Origin of the sequence: Nonomuraea sp. CA-141351, assembly GCF_050944675.1 — a bacterium.
GTDB lineage: Bacteria > Actinomycetota > Actinomycetes > Streptosporangiales > Streptosporangiaceae > Nonomuraea.
Genome location: NZ_CP191982.1, coordinates 3,073,457 through 3,089,999, shown reverse-complemented (window position 1 = coordinate 3,089,999; position 16,543 = coordinate 3,073,457). Strand labels below are relative to the sequence as shown.

The following is a 16,543-nucleotide window of genomic DNA, read 5'->3' as shown; positions in this document are numbered from 1 at the left end:
TCAGGGTGCCTCGAACCCGGCCTTGATCAGCACGTCCTTGCCCTGCTGCGACAGCACCAGGTCGGCGAACTGCTTGGCCAGATCGCCGGCAGGGGCCTTGGAGAGGGTGGCGATCGGGTAGTCGTTGATCGCCTTGTCCGCCTCGGGGAAGGCGATGCCCTGCACCTTGCCCGCCGAGGCGATCACGTCGGTCTTGTAGACCAGCGCCGCGTCCACCTCGCCCAGCTCCACCTTGGTGAGGGTGGCCTTGACGTCCTGCTCCAGCGTGACCGGCTTGACCGTCAGCCCGGCCGCCTCCAGCGCCTTGACCGCCGCCGCGCCACACGGAACCTGCTCGGCGCACAGCGCGACCTTCACCTTGGGATCGGCCAGGTCCTTCAACTCGTCCACCTTGGCCGGGTTGTCCTTCGGCACGGCGATCTGCAGCTTGTTGCGCACGAAGGTCGTCGGCGCACCGGCCAGCGAGGCGTCCGTGACGGTCTTCATGGTGGCCGGGCTGGCCGCGGCGAACACGTCGGCCGGCGCCCCCTGGGTGATCTGCTGGGCCAAAGTGGCGCTGGAGCCGAAGTTGAACTTCACCGTCGTACCCGGATGGGCGGCTTCGAAGGTCTTGCCGAGCTCGGTGAACGTGCCGGTCAGCGACGCCGCCGCGAACACCGTCACCTCCTTGGCCCCGCCGGCGGCGGACGCCGGGGCGGAGGCCGCGGATGTGGCCGGTTCGCCGGAGCCGCAACCGGACAGCCCGGCGATCGCGAGCGCGACGGGCAGGGCGATCGCCCATCGGGAAAGACGCCTGAACACCAAGGGGGGCTCCTCACAAGCTACTGGCCACGCGCTCGTGGCCGGGAATCTCGACGACGACGTTGGTGGACTTGATCACGGCGACCGCCACCACCCCCACCTCCAGACCGAGCTCGTCGGCGGCCTGGCGGCTCATCAGCGACACCACCCGGAACGGCCCGGCGGCGATCTCCACCTGCGCCATCACCGCGTCCCTGATCACCTCGGTCACGATCCCGCGAAAGCGGTTACGCGCCGAGGAGCGGCCGCCATCGTCGACCGTCTCGATCTGGGAGCGGGCGAAGGCGGCCAGGTCGGCGCCGTTCACCTGCCGATGGCCGTGCTCGTCCCGCTCGGCCGCCAGCCGGCCCGCGTCCACCCACCGGCGGACAGTGTCGGAGCTGACCCCGAGCAACGCGGCGGCCTCGCTGATCCGAAACGTCGTCACAAGCCTCACCTTACCCTTCGCACATTCCAGCCTGAATACCCGACTGCCACTGCAACAGCGGCATGATCTACGGCTCTGCCATGGCATTCACGAGATCAAAGAGCGCCTCATGAGCACCCCACACCGCGCCGGTCAAAGGTACGCGGCCTGACCGCGCGCCCACACATGACGACGCCCCCGGCACGGCGGGCCGGGGGGCGCAATACGTTTGCGTCAGGCAGTCAGCGAGCGGTGTCGAGAAGCCGGGATCGGATGAGCGCGACCAGGAGGTCGGCGGCCGGGGTCAGCACGGCCTCGTCCAGGTCGAAGGTCGGCGAGTGATGTGGTCCGTATGTCCCGGCGCCCACGAGAAGGTATCCGGCGAGTCCGCCGCGCTCCTGGACGTGCCGCATGAACAGCGTCGCGTCGTCGCTCGCACGCAAGGGACGCGGCGGCAGAAGACGCAGACCGCAGCTCGGGGCGAGGGTTTCGATCCCGCTGAGGATCGCGCCGTCGGTGGTCGCGCTGGTCGCCCAGCCGGTTCTGGCGATGTCCACGGTGACACCGTGCATGGCGGCCGCGCCGTGGAGGACGTCGCGGGCGCGCTGCTCCAGGTCGTCGTGTTCGGCGGCGGCGTCGGCCCGGACCTCGGCGCCGAGGACGGCATGGGCGTTGACGATGTTCGCCACACCGGGTGCGTACAGCGTCCCGACGTTGACGCGGGTCGTCGCCGTCGCGTAGCGGGGCAGAGCATGCAGGCCCAGAACGGCGGACGCCGCCGCCAGCAGGGCGCTGCGGCCCTGTTCTGGCGCTCCGCTGGCGTGGGCGGCGACCCCGGTGAACTCCGCGCGCAGCTTCGAGGTCCCGTACAGCTCGGTCGCGGCCGCGACGCACCCGTCCGGGGTGCCGAAGCCGAGGTGGACGGCCAGCAGGACGTCGACGTCGTCGGCAAGCCCGGCGGCGACCATGGGAGCAGCCCCGCGGACACCCTCCTCGGCGGGCTGGAACAGCAGCCGTACGGTGCCGGGGAACCGCCTGTCGGACAGCAGGGCCGCTGCCCGCAGCGCGATGGCCACGTGCCCGTCGTGTCCGCAGGCGTGCATCGCGCCGTCGATGCTCGAGCCGAAGCTCTGGGTTGCGGGGTGGTGACTGCTGGAGCGGCTCTCCTGGATCGGCAGGGCGTCCATGTCCACCCGCAGGGCGACCAGCGGACCCGGGCGGGCGCCCCTCAGTTCCGCGACGAAGGCGGTGTTCCCGTCACGGAAACGGTGCACCGACGCCGCCGGCACACCCTGCGCGGCGGCCCGCTGGACGGCGGCGTCGAGCTCGTCGCGGCCCGGCATACCGGGATGATCGTGTACGTCGACGAGGTCGCCGCCGCCGCGTAGCTGCCAGCCCAGGTCGGCGAGGAGGCCCCAGACCAGGTCCGCGGTCTCGATCTCAAGGAAGCCGATCTCGGGCCGCCCGTGCAGATGACGCCGTACGGCGGTCGCGTCCAGTGGATCAGGCCGGGCCCCGGATCGCGGTCGTGTGCTCACGACGTTCCCCCGGCGAGGGCGTGGACGACAGCGGTCGTGAACTGATCGGTGCTCGCCGTGCCGCCGAGATCGGGCGTGGCGGTCCCCGCACGGAGGACGTGCTCGAAGGCGGACACGAGGCTGGCCGCGGCCGCGGCTTCGCCGAGATGGTCCAGCATCATGGCCGCCGCCCAGAGAGTGCCGACCGGATTGGCGATGCCCATCCCGGTGATGTCGGGTGCCGATCCGTGCACCGGCTCGAACATCGACGGGTACGTCTTGGTGGGGTCGAGGTTGGCGCTGGGCGCGACCCCGATCGATCCGGCCAGGGCACCGGCGAGGTCGGAGAGGATGTCGCCGAACAGGTTGGAGGCGACGATGACGTCGACGCCCTCCGGCCGCAGCACGAGGCGTGCGGCCAGGGCGTCGATGAGGACCTTCTCCAGCTCCACCCCGCTGCCGGCGACCACCTCGGCCACCACTTCGTCCCAGAACGGCATCGTGTGGATGATGCCGTTCGACTTCGTCGCCGAGATCAGCCGGCCCGAGCGTCGCCGGGCCAGGTCGGAGGCGAAGCGTGCGACCCGTTCGATGCCGGCCCGGGTGAACACCGCCTCCTGGACCGCGAGCTCGCCGGGCCGGCCGCGGTTGACCCGGCCGCCGACCTCGCTGTACTCGCCTTCGACGTTCTCGCGTACGACGACCAGGTCGATCGGCGCATCCGAGCGCAACGGCGAGCGGATCCCGGGCAGCGATCGGACCGGCCGGAGGTTGACGTACTGCACGAACTCCCGGCGGATGGGGATGAGCAGACCCCACAAGGTGATGTCATCGGGGATGTCCGGCGCTCCGACGGCGCCCAGCAGGATGGCGTCGGCGGAGGCCAGCTGTTCGAGGCCGTCGACGGGCATCATGCGCCCGTGCGCCCGGTGGTGGTCGCACCCCCACGCGCGGTCGCGCCACTCGATGGTGAACCCGAAGGTTTTAGCCAGGTGGTCGACGCAGCGGACGGCGGCGGGGACGACCTCGGTGCCGATGCCGTCACCCGGGATGACATCGACGACGTAGCGCCGTGTCGCGCCGGTGCCGGTGTGTTCTGGGGAAGTCGTGGTCACGACAGCTTCGTGTCCTTCGTCAGCAGGGTTCGCTCCAGCGGGTCGGTCGGCAGGCCCTGGACGGTGTCCGCCACGCCCATGGTGAGGCTCTCGTGGACGAGCGGGATGAACGCCACGTCGGTGGCCAGGTGGGTGGCGATCTGACCGTAGAGGGCGTGGCGCTTGGTCGTGTCCGCCGTGGTCCCCGCCTTCTTGACGAGCGCATCGACCTGAGGGTTGCAGTATCCGGCGAGGTTGAAGCCGCCCTTGCAGGTCTCGTCCGAGCGCAGAATGCTGATGGGCTCGGGCAGGTCGATGAGGTGGTTGCGGGACAGCAGGGTCGCCTGGAACTTGCCGCCCATGAGATCGTCCTCGACTGAGGCGTAGTCCCCGGTGCGGATCTTCACGGTTATGCCGGCCTCGGCGAGTTGCGCCTGGATCACCTGGGCGAGGTCGGCGAACTCGGGCCGGTCGGAGTAGGCGATGAGCTCGAAGCCGAGGGAGCCGGGGTCGATACCGGCGGCGGCCATGACGGCCTTGGCGGCTGAGGCGTCTCCCTGCACAGGCTGCAGTCCGTCCGGCGTCCAGGGCTCGTCGGGGGTGAACGGTCCGGCCGCCGCGGTGGCGGTGCCCTCGTAGACCCCCTTGACAATGGCGTCGAGTCCGATGGCCTTCTGGATCGCGCGGCGGGCCTCGACGTTGTCGAAGGGGGCTTTGCGGGTGTTGAGGTAGAGGCCGGTGGTGCGGGGCAGCGAAGCCTGCTGCAGAGTGATGCTGTCGTCGCCCTTCAAGGTGGTAAGGCTGGTGACGGGGAGATTGGCGGCCACCGAGACCTCACCGGTACGCAGCTGCGTGACGCGGGTGGAGTCGCTCTCGGTGTAGCGGATCTCGGCGCTGCCGAGGGCGACGTCCCCGCCCCAGTAGTCGTCGTTGGCGGTCAGCGACAGCGACTGGCCCGTTCCGGTGCTGGTGATCTCGAACGGCCCGGTGCAGGTGCCGACCGGGTTCGTGGTGGTGCCGGAGAACGCCTCGGGGGCGAGGATCCCGGTGTTGGGAACGCTGACCCGTAGCGGCAGGAAGAGGTCCTCGTCCGGCGTGTCGATCCGTACGGTCCGGTCGTCGGCGGCGGTGACCGTGGAGATGACGCTGGGAGAGAAACTGCGCGGTGGCGCCGTGGCCTTCAGCAGCCGGTTGAGATCGTCGGCGACGACCTTGGCGGTGAGCGCGGTGCCGTTCTGGAACTTGGTCTCACGGATGGTGAACGTCCAGGACTTGGGCGCCGTCTGCTTCCATTCCGTCGCCAGAGCGGGCTGAGCCTGGTTGTTCTTGTCCACGGCCACCAAGGTCTCCAGGCAGCCGGCGCGGGTGAGGGTGAAGGCGTCGTCGGTCTCCAGGGCGTACCCGGAGTCGGGCGCCCACAGGTCGGCGACCACCAGCTTGGATTTGCCGCCCGCAGGGGCGTCGGCGCTTCCGGAGTCGAACGAGCAACCGGTGAGCACGACGAGAGCTGTCGACAGGCCGGCGAGGGTATTCAGGGGGCGAGCCATGCTGGTGTTCCTCCGGAACGTCGTTGGGGGGAGAGCAAGGGGAGATGGGCACCACGGCATGACCGGCTGACGTCCGTTCGTCCCGGTCGGGGCGGCAGGGCCGATGGATATTTGCAGGTGAGGAAACTCAGCCGGCGGCGGTCAGCCGGGCTGCGATGACCTTGGGTGCGGTCATCGCCACGACGGCGCTGGTGACGCCTTCCCGGCCGATGCCGCTGCGGTGGAAACCGCCGAACGGCATGGCGTCGATGCGGAAGTCGGACGTGTCGTTGATCATTACTGCGCCGGCCCGCAGACGGCGGGCCGTGCGCAGGGCTGCGGTGGTGTCGCGGGTGAAGACCCCGGCCTGCAGACCGGTGGCCGCGCGGTTGGCCTGGTTCACGGCGTCGTCGAGGTCGGCCACGGGCAGCACGCTGACCACGGGGCCGAAGATCTCGTCGGTGACGATGGGGTCGTCGGGGGCGAGGTCGGTGAGGATGGTCGGCTGGTACGTGGCTTCCTGACGGACCGCTCCCGCGCGTACGACCGCGCCGCGGGCGACGGCCTCCTCGACGCGGCGCTCCACGCGCCGCGCGGCTGCCGTGTCGATCAGAGGCCCGACGTCGGTGGTCTCGTCGTGCTTGCTGCCGACGTTCAGGTGAGCGGTCGCATGGGTCAAGTGGCTGAGCAGTTCGTCGTAGTGCTCAGCGACCACGTAGACACGCTGCACCGACAGGCAGTTCTGCCCCGCGCACCCGAACGCCCCTTCGGCTATGGCCTGCGCGGCTGCCACCAGGTCCACGCCGTGGTCGACGATGACCGGGTTGGACCCGCCCAGCTCCATCAGCAGGGTCCGGGCGCCGCCCAGGCGGGCCACCTCGTCAGCGGTGCGGACCCCGCCGGTGAAGGAGATGACGTCGACGCCGGGGTGCGACACCAGCTCGCGCCCGGCGATCGGGCCGCCTGGCAGCACGGCGATCCGGTCGCCGGGAACACCGGCCTCAAGGAGCAACTCGGCGAGGGCAAGTGCGGACAGCGGCGTCGCCTCGTGCGGCTTGACCGCGATGACGTTGCCGGACAGCAGCGCCGGGCCGACCTTGTGCGCCACGAGGTTCAGCGGGTCGTTGAACGGGGTGATGGCAGCGACCACCCCGAGCGGTTCCCTGCTGCTCCACCCGAGCCGGTCCGCGCCACGCGAGGTGTCCTCGAACGGCACGCTGGTGCCCTGCAGGGCGTGTCCCGCACCGGCGGACAGCTGCAGGGTCTCCGCTGCCCGGGCCACCTCCCGGCGGGCATCTCTGATGGTCTTGCATCCCTCGGAGCCCACGATGGCGGTGAACCGTTCGGCGTGCTGCCTCAGCAGTTCGGCAGCGCCGTGCAGGGCCTCCCTGCGTCGCCACAGCGGCCAGTGGTCGGCAGCGGTGCCGGCCCGAAAGGTGTCCACGAGCGCGTCGACGGCTGTGCGTACCTCTGTGGCGGTGCTGTCGGCGACCTCGCCGAGGAAAGCGCCGGTTTCGGGGTCGGTGATGGCGGTGTGCCGCTCCGTTTCCTGCCAGCGTCCGCCGGCGTACGCCTTACCGGGCGGGGTCCAGCGGGTGGTGGCGGGCGGCGTGGCGGCGCGTTCGGTCATGAGGCTCATGCGGGGATCTCCTCAACGGCCAGCCGGCTCCTGCTCTCCGCCGAGCGGTGACAGCGGACGTGGTGGCCGTTTCCGATGTCGACGAGGTCGGGCTGCTCAGTGCGGCAATGGTCGGTGGCCAGCGGACAGCGGGTGTTGAAGCGGCAGCCGGAAGGCGGGGAGACGGGGCTGGGCGGTTCACCCTTCAGCTGATCCGGCGTGCCGGCGTCGACGCGGTGTCCGTGGCCGGAATGCAAAAGCGCCAGGGTGTAGGGGTGCAGGGCGCCCGTGAAGATGCCGTCGTGCGTGGCTGTCTCCACGACCTGCCCGAGGTAGAGGACCGCCACCCGGTCGGCGAGGAATTTGACCACCCTCAGGTCGTGGGAGATGAACAGCATGCTCAGCCCCCGTGAGCGACGCAGATCGACCAGCAGGTTCAGGATGGTCGCCTGCACCGAGGCGTCCAGGGCCGACACGGGCTCGTCGCAGACGAGCAGCTTGGGTTCCAGCAGGAGGGCTCTGGCGATGACCACCCGCTGCAGTTGCCCGCCGGAGCAGTCGCCCGGCCGGCGCTCCAGAAAGCTGTCGTCCAGGCCCACCTCCGCCAGCGCGGTGGCGACCCCGCGCAGGCGCTCCTGCGGCGTACCGATGCGGTGTTGTTGGAGTGGGGCGAGCAGTGATTCCCGCAGCGTCATACGTGGGTCCAGCGCGGCGTGCGGGTCCTGGAAGACCAGCTGCGCCGACCGGCGCAGCTGACGCAGTTGGGCGCCGCGCAGCTTGCCGACCCTCAGTCGATCGACGTCGATCAGTCCGGAGTCGGCTGGTACGAGGCCGAGCAGGAGCCGAGCCAGAGTGCTCTTGCCCGAGCCGGACTCACCGACCAGCCCCAGCACCTCCCCTGCACGGACGCGCAGGGACACGTCGTCAACGGAGTGCACGTGCGGCCGGCGCCCGAAACCGTGTCGCGACAACGGATAGTGCTTGGTGACATGGTCGATGATGGCGATGTCGGAGTTCTGTGCGGGGTCGTTCATGCCGGAACCTGTCCTCGGGCGTCGATGGTGACCCAGCAGCGTGAGTTGCGATGCGTGCCGCAGCACGCGAGATCGGGTTCCTCACTGTCACAGTGGGAGCCCAGTTCCGCGTCGCCGGCCGCGACGGCGCAGCGCGGGCGGAATCGGCAGCCGCGACTGACGGCGCGTGCCGAGATGGCGTTGCCGGGGATGGCGTGCAGATGGCCGGTGTCGTCGGTCTGCAGGGTCGAGCAGCGCAACAAGGCCTGGGTATAGGGGTGCTCGGCGGCGGTGATGACCTCGGCGGCCGGTCCGTCCTCCACGATGCGGCCCGCGTACATGACGGCGATGCGGTCGGCGATGGAGGCGACGGTGGTGACGTCGTGGGAGATGAACAGGACCGACATTCCGGTCTCGGCCTGCAGGGCGGCGATAAGACGGAGAATCTGCGCTTCGACGGTGACGTCCAGGGCGGTGGTGGGCTCGTCGGCGATGAGGACATCCGGGTGGGTGGCCAGCGCCATGGCGATCATGACGCGCTGGGCCATGCCGCCGGACATCTGGTGTGGATGGTCACCGGCGCGGCGTTCGGGATCGGGGATCCCGACGGCGGCGAGCAACTCCACGACCCGGCGGCGGGCGGCCTGCCGGCTCATGCCGAGATGCCGGCGCAGCGGCTCGGCGACCTGGCTGCCGACCGTCGCGGTCGGATCGAGCATGTGCTTGGGCTGCTGGTAGAGCATGGAGATACGCCGGCCGCGGACACCGTCCAACGCCCGCGAGGAGGCGGCGAGCAGGTCCAGCTCGCCCAGCCGCAGGGCCTCGGCGTGCATGTGCAACCCGGTCGGCAGCATGCGCAGCACCGAGTGGGCGGTCATGCTCTTGCCCGACCCTGACTCACCGACCAGGGCCAGCACCTCGCCGGGGTCCAGGGTCAGGCTGACGCGGTCGAGGATGGGCGGGGCCTGTCCGGGCCGACCAGCGTGAACGGTCAGGTCACGGACCTCCAGACGTGCGCTCATGGCTGCTCCGGGGGATGCGGTGGGGCCTCTTGGTCGTCGCCGTGGCGGTAGCCGTCGGCGTGTTCGTGAAAGATCTGGTCGTCCGCCAGCGGACCATGGTGGTGATGCGGGTGAGGGTGAAGGTGGTGCTCGCGCGGTCGGCCCGATGCCGCTGCCTGGAGGTCGTCGGCCTCGGCGAAGTGACGGTCCAGAAGCGCCAGGGCGGCGGACTTGTCACCGCTGGCGATGACGTGCAGCAGTTGCTCGTGTTCGGCCGACAGCTCGGAGCGATCGCTGTAGCTGTCGACGATCATCCGGAAACACAGCTGCATCTCGTTGGCGAGGAGTCCGTACAGCCGATCCAGCCGGGTGCTGCCGGCAGCCTTGACCAGGCGGCGATGAAAAGCGAGGTCCTGGGCGGCCAGTGTGCTCTTGTCCCCGCGGCCGGCGGCGTCCTTCATACGCGCGACGATCACTTCGAGGTCGGCGACCAGGCCCGCGGAGACCCCTCGGGCGGTGACCCGGCGCAGCGCCTCGCGCTCGATCGCTCGGCGGGCGACGAAGATGTCCTCCAGATCCTCGCTGGTCAAGGTGGGGACGAAGACCCCGTGGCGGGGGTAGCTGACCAGCAGACCTTCCTGCACCAGACGCTGCATCGCCTCGCGCAAGGGGCCGCGGGAGACCTCGAAGTACGCCGCGAGCTCGACTTCGTTCATCTGGGTTCCGGGCGGGAACTCCCCGCCGAGGATGCGGTCGCGCAGCAGCCCGGTGACCACCTCCGTCAGCGTGCGCTTCGGGGTCTTGGCCGCCGGGGCCGGGGTCTGAGGGCTCATGGGTCTGCTTCTCCGGGTTTGTGTGCTGTTGCCGCCACTCACGGTGCGCAGTCGCAGGAGCGCGTGAGCGTTTCCAGTCTGACCCCTGCGGGCGTGCAGCGGGGCTCCGCGGATCACGAGGCCCGGCCTGTCCGGGCCCGGCGCGTCTCCAGGCCGCGGCCGGTGAGTGTGACGCTGAGAGCGGCCAGGAAGATCGCGGCACCGGGCGCCAGGACCAGCAGCGGCGAGCGGTCGAGGTACGGGGTGGCCTCGGACAACATCGAACCCCAGTCGGAGGACGGCGGCTGGACGCCGAGTCCCAGGAAGGACAGGGCGCCGACGGTGATGAGCTTGTGGCCGAAGCGCAGCGCCGCGTGGGCCAGCAACGGGGGCAGGGCGTTGGGTAGCAGGTGGCGACGGATGATGAACCACCCCGAGCAACCCAGAGCCTGAGCCGCTTCGATGAAGTCACGGCCGTTGAGTTCCAGCGCGACACCACGGGCCAGCCGGCAGAACGGGGTCCACCCGCCGATGGTCAGGGCGAGCACCAGCGTCAGGTCACCGGTGCCGAGGACCGCGACGAGGAAGAGCGCGACCACCATCTCGGGGAAGGCCAGCAGGATGTCGGTGACGCGCATGACGACGGTGTCGAGCAGGCCACCCCGCCGTGCGGCGAGGAACCCCACGAGAGTGCCGGTGACGGCGCAGATCACCAGCGTGACCGAGGCCACGGCGAGAGAGAACCGGCCCCCGTCCAGCAGCCTGCTGAGCACGTCACGGCCCAGGTGGTCGGTGCCCAGCAGGTGGGCCGCGGAGGCGCCTTCCAGACGGGCGACGAGGTCCTGCTGAGCCGGTGGATAGGGCGCCAGCCACGGTGCCAGCAGCAGGAGCGTGGCGATCACACCGAACAGGATGGACCCGGCCAGCAACGCCGGTGGCCAGGTTCCGCGCCCGCGGCGGGCCGGGGCGGCGGCGGTTTCGGCCGGTGACGGCGCAGCGCCGGATTCGTCGCGACGGGTGTCGTCTCCGAAGACGTCAAGCACGGACACGGCTCGTCCTCGCAGTCGGGTTGATGACGGTGTAGAGAACATCGGTGAGGGTGGTGATGAGCACGGCCAGGCCGACGACCGCCACGACCGCACCCTGAATGAGCGGGACGTCGTTGTTGATGACCGCGTCGTACATCAGCCGCCCCACCCCGGGCACAGCGAAGATCACCTCGACGACGACAGACCCGCCGAGCAGGCCGGCCAGCCAGACCGCGAACAGGGTCAGGACCGGCAGGACGGAATTGCGCAGCCCGTGACGGAGCATGGTCTGGGCGAAGCTCAGCCCGCGGCTGCGGGCGGCGGTGATGTAGGGCGCCTCGAGGACCTCGATCATCGACGAGCGGGCGACCTGGGTGAATACGCTCATCGGCCGTAGTGCCAGGGTCAGGCAGGGAAGCACCATCGACGCCGGCCCGTTCCAGCCGGAGGAGGGCAGCGCGCCGAGCTGCAGGGCGAACACCAGCACCAGGACCGGGGCGAGCCAGTACTCCGGGACGGCCACGAATGCCTGGGTGATGCCGGTGATCGCCCCGTCGAGCGTGGTGCCGCGCCGTACCGCGCAGACGGCTCCCAGCGGGACCGCGACCAACAGGGCGAGCAGAAGGGCGAGCAGGGCGATCGAGGCGGTGACCGACAACGCCCGCATCAGCTGGTGGAGGACCTCCGTGCCGTTGGTGAACGACCGGCCGAGGTCACCCTGCAGCGCCGAGCCAAGCCAGGACAGGTACTGCTGGAGCAGCGGCCGGTCCAGCCCGTACTCGACCCGGAGGCGGGCCAGCGTCTCGGGGTCCTGGACCAGGTCACCCACCCGGGCCCGCAGGATCCGTGCGGTCGGGTCACCGGGCGTGACGTAGGGGATGAGGAACACCAGGAAAGAGGCGACCAGCAGGGTCGTCACGAGGACGGCGAACCGTCTTAGCACGTACAACACTCGGGGACCTCCGGGTCGTCACACGTTCTCGGATCGATCAGCGCACGGCGTCGAGTGCACGGAAGAACGCCCCGGCGGCCGGCAGGAACCACGGCGGGCCGAAGTGACCGGGAACCGGCGGGAACGCCAGACCCTGCCACGGGTTGGCCGTGGGGTCGCCGCCGATGACGTCGGCCATGACCTTGCCCATGTGGGTGGCCATCTGGACCCCGTGGCCGCTGTAGCCGACGGAGTAGTGCATCCCGTCCCGTACGCCGGCGTGGACCATCTGATCCATCGTCATGTCGACCAGCCCGCCCCAGCAGTAGTCCAGCCGGACGTCACGCAGCTGCGGGAACACCTCGATGATGGCCTTGCGCAGGATCTCTCCGCTTTTGAGGTCCGACTGGGCGTCCGACAGAGCGAACCGGGCCCGCCCGCCGAACAGCAACCGGTTGTCCGGCGTGGGACGGAAGTAATACAGCAGGTTCTTGGTGTCAGACGCCATGCGCCGGTGTGGCATGAGCTGGGCGACGAGGTCGTCCGGCAGGGGTTCGGTGACGACGATGAAACTGCCCACCGGCACGATGCGGCGGCGCAGCCACGGGGTCAGCGACCCCGTGTACCCGCTGGTGGCGATGAGCACCTCGGAGGCGGTCAGGGCGCCGCGCGCGGTCTGCACCCGGTGCCCATGGCCCGGGCCGGTGCGGCGGACGCCGGTTACCGCGGCGTTCTCCGCCACCAGGGCCCCGTGACCGACCGCGGCGCGGGCAAGCCCCATGACCAGCTTCCCGACGTGGGCGCCCGCCCCGCTCGGGTCGACCTGCGCACCGTGATAGCGGTCGCTGCCGAGCTCGTCCCGCATGCGGCCGCGAGGGACCAGCTGAACCGAGCGGCCGACGAGTTTCTCGATCATCTGCGCCGAACGCTCCAGAGCGGCGTAGTGCGCCGGTTTGGCGGCCAGCGTGAGCTTGCCGGAGCGCTCGAAGTGGCAGTCGATCTCCTCGTCGGTGACGACCTTCTCGACGGTGTCGATCGCGTCGTCGTAGGCGGTGAACATCTCTGCCGCACGCTCCGGGCCGTACCGCTTGACCGCGGCCGGAAAGGAGACGGCCAGGCCGGTCGTGGCCATGCCGCCGTTGCGGCCGGAGGCCCCCCAGCCCACGGTGTGGGACTCCAGCACGGCGACACTGGCACCGCGGCGAGCAAGATGGAGCGCGGCCGACAGCCCGGTCAACCCGGCACCGATGACCGCGACATCGACGTGCCCGGGGAGCTCGGTGCGGCGGAAGTCGCCGGCCGGTTCGGCGGTGTCGAGCCAGTAGCTGGTCAGTTTCACGACGTCCTCCTCGCGGACCTCAGAGACCAAGCACGGCGGGGACGCCGGACAGGTCGGCGGTTTCGGCGTACTGGTAGAAGGGCGTGGAGGGGTCGTAGCCGCGGTTGACGTAGATCTTGTGCGGGATCCGCAGCTCGTGGGCGGGGATCAGGTCGTACCAGATGTGCGAGGAGACGTGGACGATCTCGTCGCGTTCGCAGCCGAGCTGGTCGAGCATGTACTCGAATGCCTGGTAGCGCGGCTTGTACGCCCTGGCCTGCTCGGCGGTGAACACCTTGTGAAAGGGGGCGCCGAGCTTCTCGACATTGTGCTTCAGCGTCTCGTCGACGGCATTGGAGAAGATCACCAGAGGGTAGGCGTCAGCGAGCTTGGCCAGGGCCGCGGGCACGTCGGCGTGGGGGCCCCAGGTCGGCACGCAGTCCACGATGGCCTCGCCGTCGGAGGGGCGGTAGCCGATGCCCCAGCGTTCGCAGGCGCGCTTGAAGGAGTCCTTGAGCACGTCGGGGTAGAGCTTGAACTCGCCGAGCACCTCGTCCATCCGGTATGCGCGGTAGTCCTTGAGGAAGACCGGCATGTCCTCCTCGGAGATCCGGTCGGCGACCAGCGGCTTGACGGTGAGGTTGAGGTCAAAGCTGGTCAGCGTGCCATAGCAGTCGAAAGTGATGTATTTCGGGCGAACGCTGGTCAGGTCCACGAGCAGTTCCTCCGGTGGGGGTCGGTCCGGTGGGAGTAGGAGCGTCGGTGGTCGGTCCAGTGAGGGCCGGAGCCCGTCGGTGCGACCGGGCCGCCGGCGAAGCGGCGAGACATCACGTCTGGTGCGAGCCGCCCGAGGCAGCTGACCAGCGTGGTGTCTGGAACGCTAAGGACCTAGGTACCCGTTGTCAACAATCAAAGGTTGCCTGCTTGTAACGAGTACGTTTCCTGGCGTTCGTCGATCTTCTGGAGTGCCAGTTGCGCGACTATTTCCTGGTCTTGGCTCTGGCCTTCACTGTTCGTACGTCCTTCAGCGACTCAGAAAGATTGTTGACAACAGTTGACCACCGCTCGCGGTTGTGGACAAGATGTCATTACGCGACAGGCGCCACTCGGCAGCCGGCCGACGCTCTCCCGGCCCCGCGACTCCCTCCCCGCCGGCACGAACGGACTCTCGATGCGAGCTTCCACGACCGCAGACGATCACGGCCACGGCCACTCACACGACGACGCTCCCGCCACCGTGAACGACCACGGGCATGACCACTCCGATCACGATCACGATCACCACTCGGCCGAGGAGTCGGCCACCACCGACCACGGCCACAATCACGGCGACCACGGCCATGGGCACGGCCATGGCCACGGGCACGACCACGGGCATGGCCACGATCACGGGACCGGCCTGTGGGCGCGGATCAAGCACACGGTGGTCCCGCATGCGCACGACGCCAACGAGGCGATCCAGACCGCCGAGGAGTCGGCCAAGGACGGGATCCGCACGGCCTGGATCGGGCTGGCCGGCATGATGGCCACCGCGATCGGGCAGATGGTCATCGTCGCGATGTCCGGGTCGATCGCCCTGCTGGCCGACACCATCCACAATCTGGGGCACGCGGCGACCACGATCCCGCTGATCATGGCCTTCCGGCTGGGCCGGCGCGCGGCGTCGAAGAAGTTCTCCTACGGTTACCGGCGCGCCGAGGACCTGGTCGGGTTGTTCATCTCCCTGGTCATCGTCGCCTCGATCGCGCTGATCATCTGGGAGTCGATCGACGCGCTGGTCAACCCGCACCCGCTGACCAACCTGTGGTGGGTCTTCGCCGCGGGGGTCGTCGGCTTCCTCGGTAACGAGATAGTGGCCGTGTACCGCATCCGGGCCGGCCGTCGTATCGGATCCGCGGCGCTGATCGCCGAGGGCCAGCACGCCCGCGCCGACGGATACACCTCGATCGCCGTCATCGCCGGCGTGGTCGGCGTGTGGCTCGGGTTCGACCGCGCGGACGCCATCGTCGGCCTGCTCATCGCCCTGGCGATCACCGGCATCCTGATCAACTCCCTGGTCATTATCATCCGCCGTCTCATGGACGGTGTGGAGCCGGCGACGATCGACCGGATGCGCACCACCATCGCCGGCGTCGTCGGCGTCGAGACCGTCGGCGACGTCCGCGCCCGCTGGTCCGGTCACCGCATGGAGGGAGACGCCGAGATCGGCGTCGACTCCCGGCTGAGCGTGACCGAGGCCCACGACGTGGCCGAGGACGTGCAGCACTCCCTGATGCACGCGGTCGGCAACCTCGACCGGGTCACCGTCCACATCCACCCCACCGTCGACGGCGTGATGCCCGACGGCCTCCACGAGTTGTCCGGCCACCACGCCTCGAAGGAAGCCCGGGAGGCATACCGGGCCAGGCTCGCCGCGCAGGGCGCGGGCGCACGGTGACACCCATGGACGGCTCGACGGGATGGTCGATCCACCCGCTGGGTGAGCTCACCCTGCCCGGCGCGCAGTCAGTGATGCGGCGCAGCATCGCCGAGGACTTCGGCGACGCCTACGACCCACGGATCCACGCCGACGTCGACGACCCGATGACCCACTACGCCCCGGGAGCCGGCCCCTTCCTCCTGGTGGTGACCGACGACGGCACGGGCGAGGTCCTGGCCACGGGCGGGATCCGCAGCGGGCGGCTGAAGCCCGGCCTCACTCCGCAACACGTCGTCGACCGGTACGAGGACGGCCGGCACGGCCAGCTCGTACGCGTCTACGTCCGCAAGGACGCCCGCCGCCGCGGCATCGCCAGGGCCCTGGTCCGCGCGGTTCTCGACCGTGCGGACCGGGAGGGGCACTACCAGGCCATCGCCCTGCACACCTACCGCCACTCCCCCGGCGCCGTCGCCTTCTGGGAGTCCTTCGGCGCCCTGCTCATCCATGACGACACGCGGGGAGCCACCGGCGCGGTCTTCTACGACCTGCCGCGCTCCCCCCAATGACTTCTGCGCAGTCCCCGTACCCATCCCGACCGCACTGGCCAGACAGGAGAACACCATGTCCAAGCGTCGTGACGTCTTCATCTTCGTTGCCGAGCCCACCAAGATCGAGGAGGCCCGCACCAGCCTCATCGACTGGCTGCGCAGCCTCGAGGGCCACCCCGGGTACCTCGGGGGCTCGGTTCTGCGCGAGTGCGCCGGAGAGCTCATTCCGAACACGCTGGTGATGACGCTGGAGTTCGAGAGCACCGAGGCCGCCCGGGCCCTTTGGCCGAAGATCGAGAACACGATCAACCCGCTCTACCCCGATGACAAGTCCGACAAGTCGATGGACCAGGGTGCCGCGTTCTTCACCGGCGCGGACGACGCAGTGGCGCCGGAGGACCTGAGGTTCACCCGCGGCAACGGCCTGGTGGCCCGGATGCTGCACATCCACGCCGAGGTCGTCGAGGACGTCGTGGCCGCCGCCTGACCTGCACCGTTCCTGCCACCGACC

16 protein-coding genes are annotated in these 16,543 nt (G+C 69.8%); 3 read left to right on the top strand and 13 right to left on the bottom strand.

The genetic code is table 11. The features are described 5' to 3' along the window. From modA to ACQPWU_RS14920, 13 genes are all read right to left on the bottom strand, one after another. Complete coding sequence (gene modA / locus ACQPWU_RS14980; protein WP_433440295.1) at nucleotides 1-804, bottom strand: molybdate ABC transporter substrate-binding protein; 804 nt, start codon at nucleotides 802-804, stop codon at nucleotides 1-3. A 10-nt stretch (nucleotides 805-814) separates the two neighbouring features. Next, nucleotides 815-1,228 carry a TOBE domain-containing protein gene (locus ACQPWU_RS14975; RefSeq protein WP_433440293.1) on the bottom strand — a complete coding sequence of 138 codons (414 nt, stop codon included), beginning with the start codon at nucleotides 1,226-1,228 and terminating at the stop codon, nucleotides 815-817. Between the two features lie 221 nt (nucleotides 1,229-1,449). Then, a complete protein-coding gene (locus ACQPWU_RS14970; protein WP_433440291.1) occupies nucleotides 1,450-2,745 on the bottom strand; it encodes an amidohydrolase in 1,296 nt (431 codons plus the stop codon). Continuing rightward, nucleotides 2,742-3,839: a tartrate dehydrogenase gene (locus ACQPWU_RS14965; RefSeq protein WP_433440289.1), complete on the bottom strand. Its 1,098-nt coding sequence runs from the start codon at nucleotides 3,837-3,839 to the stop codon at nucleotides 2,742-2,744. Before ACQPWU_RS14965 ends, ACQPWU_RS14970 begins: the two co-directional genes overlap by 4 nt. Further along, complete coding sequence (locus tag ACQPWU_RS14960; protein ID WP_433440287.1) at nucleotides 3,836-5,365, bottom strand: ABC transporter substrate-binding protein; 1,530 nt, start codon at nucleotides 5,363-5,365, stop codon at nucleotides 3,836-3,838. The genes ACQPWU_RS14965 and ACQPWU_RS14960 overlap by 4 nt, the downstream gene beginning before the upstream one ends. A gap of 127 nt (nucleotides 5,366-5,492) precedes the next feature. Continuing rightward, nucleotides 5,493-6,983 (bottom strand): aldehyde dehydrogenase family protein, encoded by a 1,491-nt coding sequence (locus ACQPWU_RS14955; RefSeq protein WP_433440285.1) that lies wholly within the window; start codon nucleotides 6,981-6,983, stop codon nucleotides 5,493-5,495. Then, nucleotides 6,980-7,996 carry an oligopeptide/dipeptide ABC transporter ATP-binding protein gene (locus ACQPWU_RS14950; RefSeq protein ID WP_433440283.1) on the bottom strand — a complete coding sequence of 339 codons (1,017 nt, stop codon included), beginning with the start codon at nucleotides 7,994-7,996 and terminating at the stop codon, nucleotides 6,980-6,982. Before ACQPWU_RS14950 ends, ACQPWU_RS14955 begins: the two co-directional genes overlap by 4 nt. After that, entirely contained in the window at nucleotides 7,993-8,997 is a 1,005-nt protein-coding gene (locus ACQPWU_RS14945; RefSeq protein ID WP_433440281.1) for an ABC transporter ATP-binding protein, read from the bottom strand. Before ACQPWU_RS14945 ends, ACQPWU_RS14950 begins: the two co-directional genes overlap by 4 nt. Then, nucleotides 8,994-9,752 carry a GntR family transcriptional regulator gene (locus ACQPWU_RS14940; protein ID WP_433440279.1) on the bottom strand — a complete coding sequence of 253 codons (759 nt, stop codon included), beginning with the start codon at nucleotides 9,750-9,752 and terminating at the stop codon, nucleotides 8,994-8,996. Before ACQPWU_RS14940 ends, ACQPWU_RS14945 begins: the two co-directional genes overlap by 4 nt. A gap of 170 nt (nucleotides 9,753-9,922) precedes the next feature. After that, the gene (locus ACQPWU_RS14935) at nucleotides 9,923-10,837 is read right to left on the bottom strand and encodes an ABC transporter permease (protein ID WP_433440277.1); all 915 of its coding nucleotides are present in this window, start codon (nucleotides 10,835-10,837) and stop codon (nucleotides 9,923-9,925) included. Continuing rightward, a complete protein-coding gene (locus tag ACQPWU_RS14930; RefSeq protein ID WP_433440275.1) occupies nucleotides 10,824-11,768 on the bottom strand; it encodes an ABC transporter permease in 945 nt (314 codons plus the stop codon). Before ACQPWU_RS14930 ends, ACQPWU_RS14935 begins: the two co-directional genes overlap by 14 nt. A gap of 37 nt (nucleotides 11,769-11,805) precedes the next feature. Further along, nucleotides 11,806-13,086 (bottom strand): NAD(P)/FAD-dependent oxidoreductase, encoded by a 1,281-nt coding sequence (locus ACQPWU_RS14925; protein ID WP_433440273.1) that lies wholly within the window; start codon nucleotides 13,084-13,086, stop codon nucleotides 11,806-11,808. Between the two features lie 19 nt (nucleotides 13,087-13,105). Beyond that, entirely contained in the window at nucleotides 13,106-13,780 is a 675-nt protein-coding gene (locus ACQPWU_RS14920; RefSeq protein ID WP_433440271.1) for a haloacid dehalogenase type II, read from the bottom strand. Nucleotides 13,781-14,236: 456 nt separating this feature from the next. On the opposite strand from ACQPWU_RS14920, the gene ACQPWU_RS14915 reads away from it, so the two are divergent. From ACQPWU_RS14915 to ACQPWU_RS14905, 3 genes are read left to right on the top strand one after another with little or no spacing between them, the layout of a single operon-like run. Beyond that, nucleotides 14,237-15,502, top strand: a complete 1,266-nt coding sequence (locus tag ACQPWU_RS14915) for a cation diffusion facilitator family transporter (protein ID WP_433440269.1) — start codon at nucleotides 14,237-14,239, stop codon at nucleotides 15,500-15,502. Between the two features lie 5 nt (nucleotides 15,503-15,507). Next, nucleotides 15,508-16,050, top strand: a complete 543-nt coding sequence (locus ACQPWU_RS14910; protein WP_433440267.1) for a GNAT family N-acetyltransferase — start codon at nucleotides 15,508-15,510, stop codon at nucleotides 16,048-16,050. 55 nt (nucleotides 16,051-16,105) lie between these two features. Further along, nucleotides 16,106-16,519 carry a hypothetical protein gene (locus ACQPWU_RS14905; protein WP_433440265.1) on the top strand — a complete coding sequence of 138 codons (414 nt, stop codon included), beginning with the start codon at nucleotides 16,106-16,108 and terminating at the stop codon, nucleotides 16,517-16,519. The last annotated feature ends 24 nt before the right edge of the window (nucleotides 16,520-16,543 follow it).

What these genes read in the sequence shown, in the direction of transcription:
- ACQPWU_RS14950 (WP_433440283.1), bottom strand. Translation starts at nt 7,996, where the DNA reads ATGAACGACCCCGCACAGAACTCCGACATCGCCATCATCGACCATGTC.
- ACQPWU_RS14910 (WP_433440267.1), top strand. Translation starts at nt 15,508, where the DNA reads ATGGACGGCTCGACGGGATGGTCGATCCACCCGCTGGGTGAGCTCACC.
- ACQPWU_RS14915 (WP_433440269.1), top strand. Translation starts at nt 14,237, where the DNA reads ATGCGAGCTTCCACGACCGCAGACGATCACGGCCACGGCCACTCACAC.
- ACQPWU_RS14960 (WP_433440287.1), bottom strand. Translation starts at nt 5,365, where the DNA reads ATGGCTCGCCCCCTGAATACCCTCGCCGGCCTGTCGACAGCTCTCGTC.
- ACQPWU_RS14945 (WP_433440281.1), bottom strand. Translation starts at nt 8,997, where the DNA reads ATGAGCGCACGTCTGGAGGTCCGTGACCTGACCGTTCACGCTGGTCGG.
- ACQPWU_RS14905 (WP_433440265.1), top strand. Translation starts at nt 16,106, where the DNA reads ATGTCCAAGCGTCGTGACGTCTTCATCTTCGTTGCCGAGCCCACCAAG.
- ACQPWU_RS14955 (WP_433440285.1), bottom strand. Translation starts at nt 6,983, where the DNA reads ATGAGCCTCATGACCGAACGCGCCGCCACGCCGCCCGCCACCACCCGC.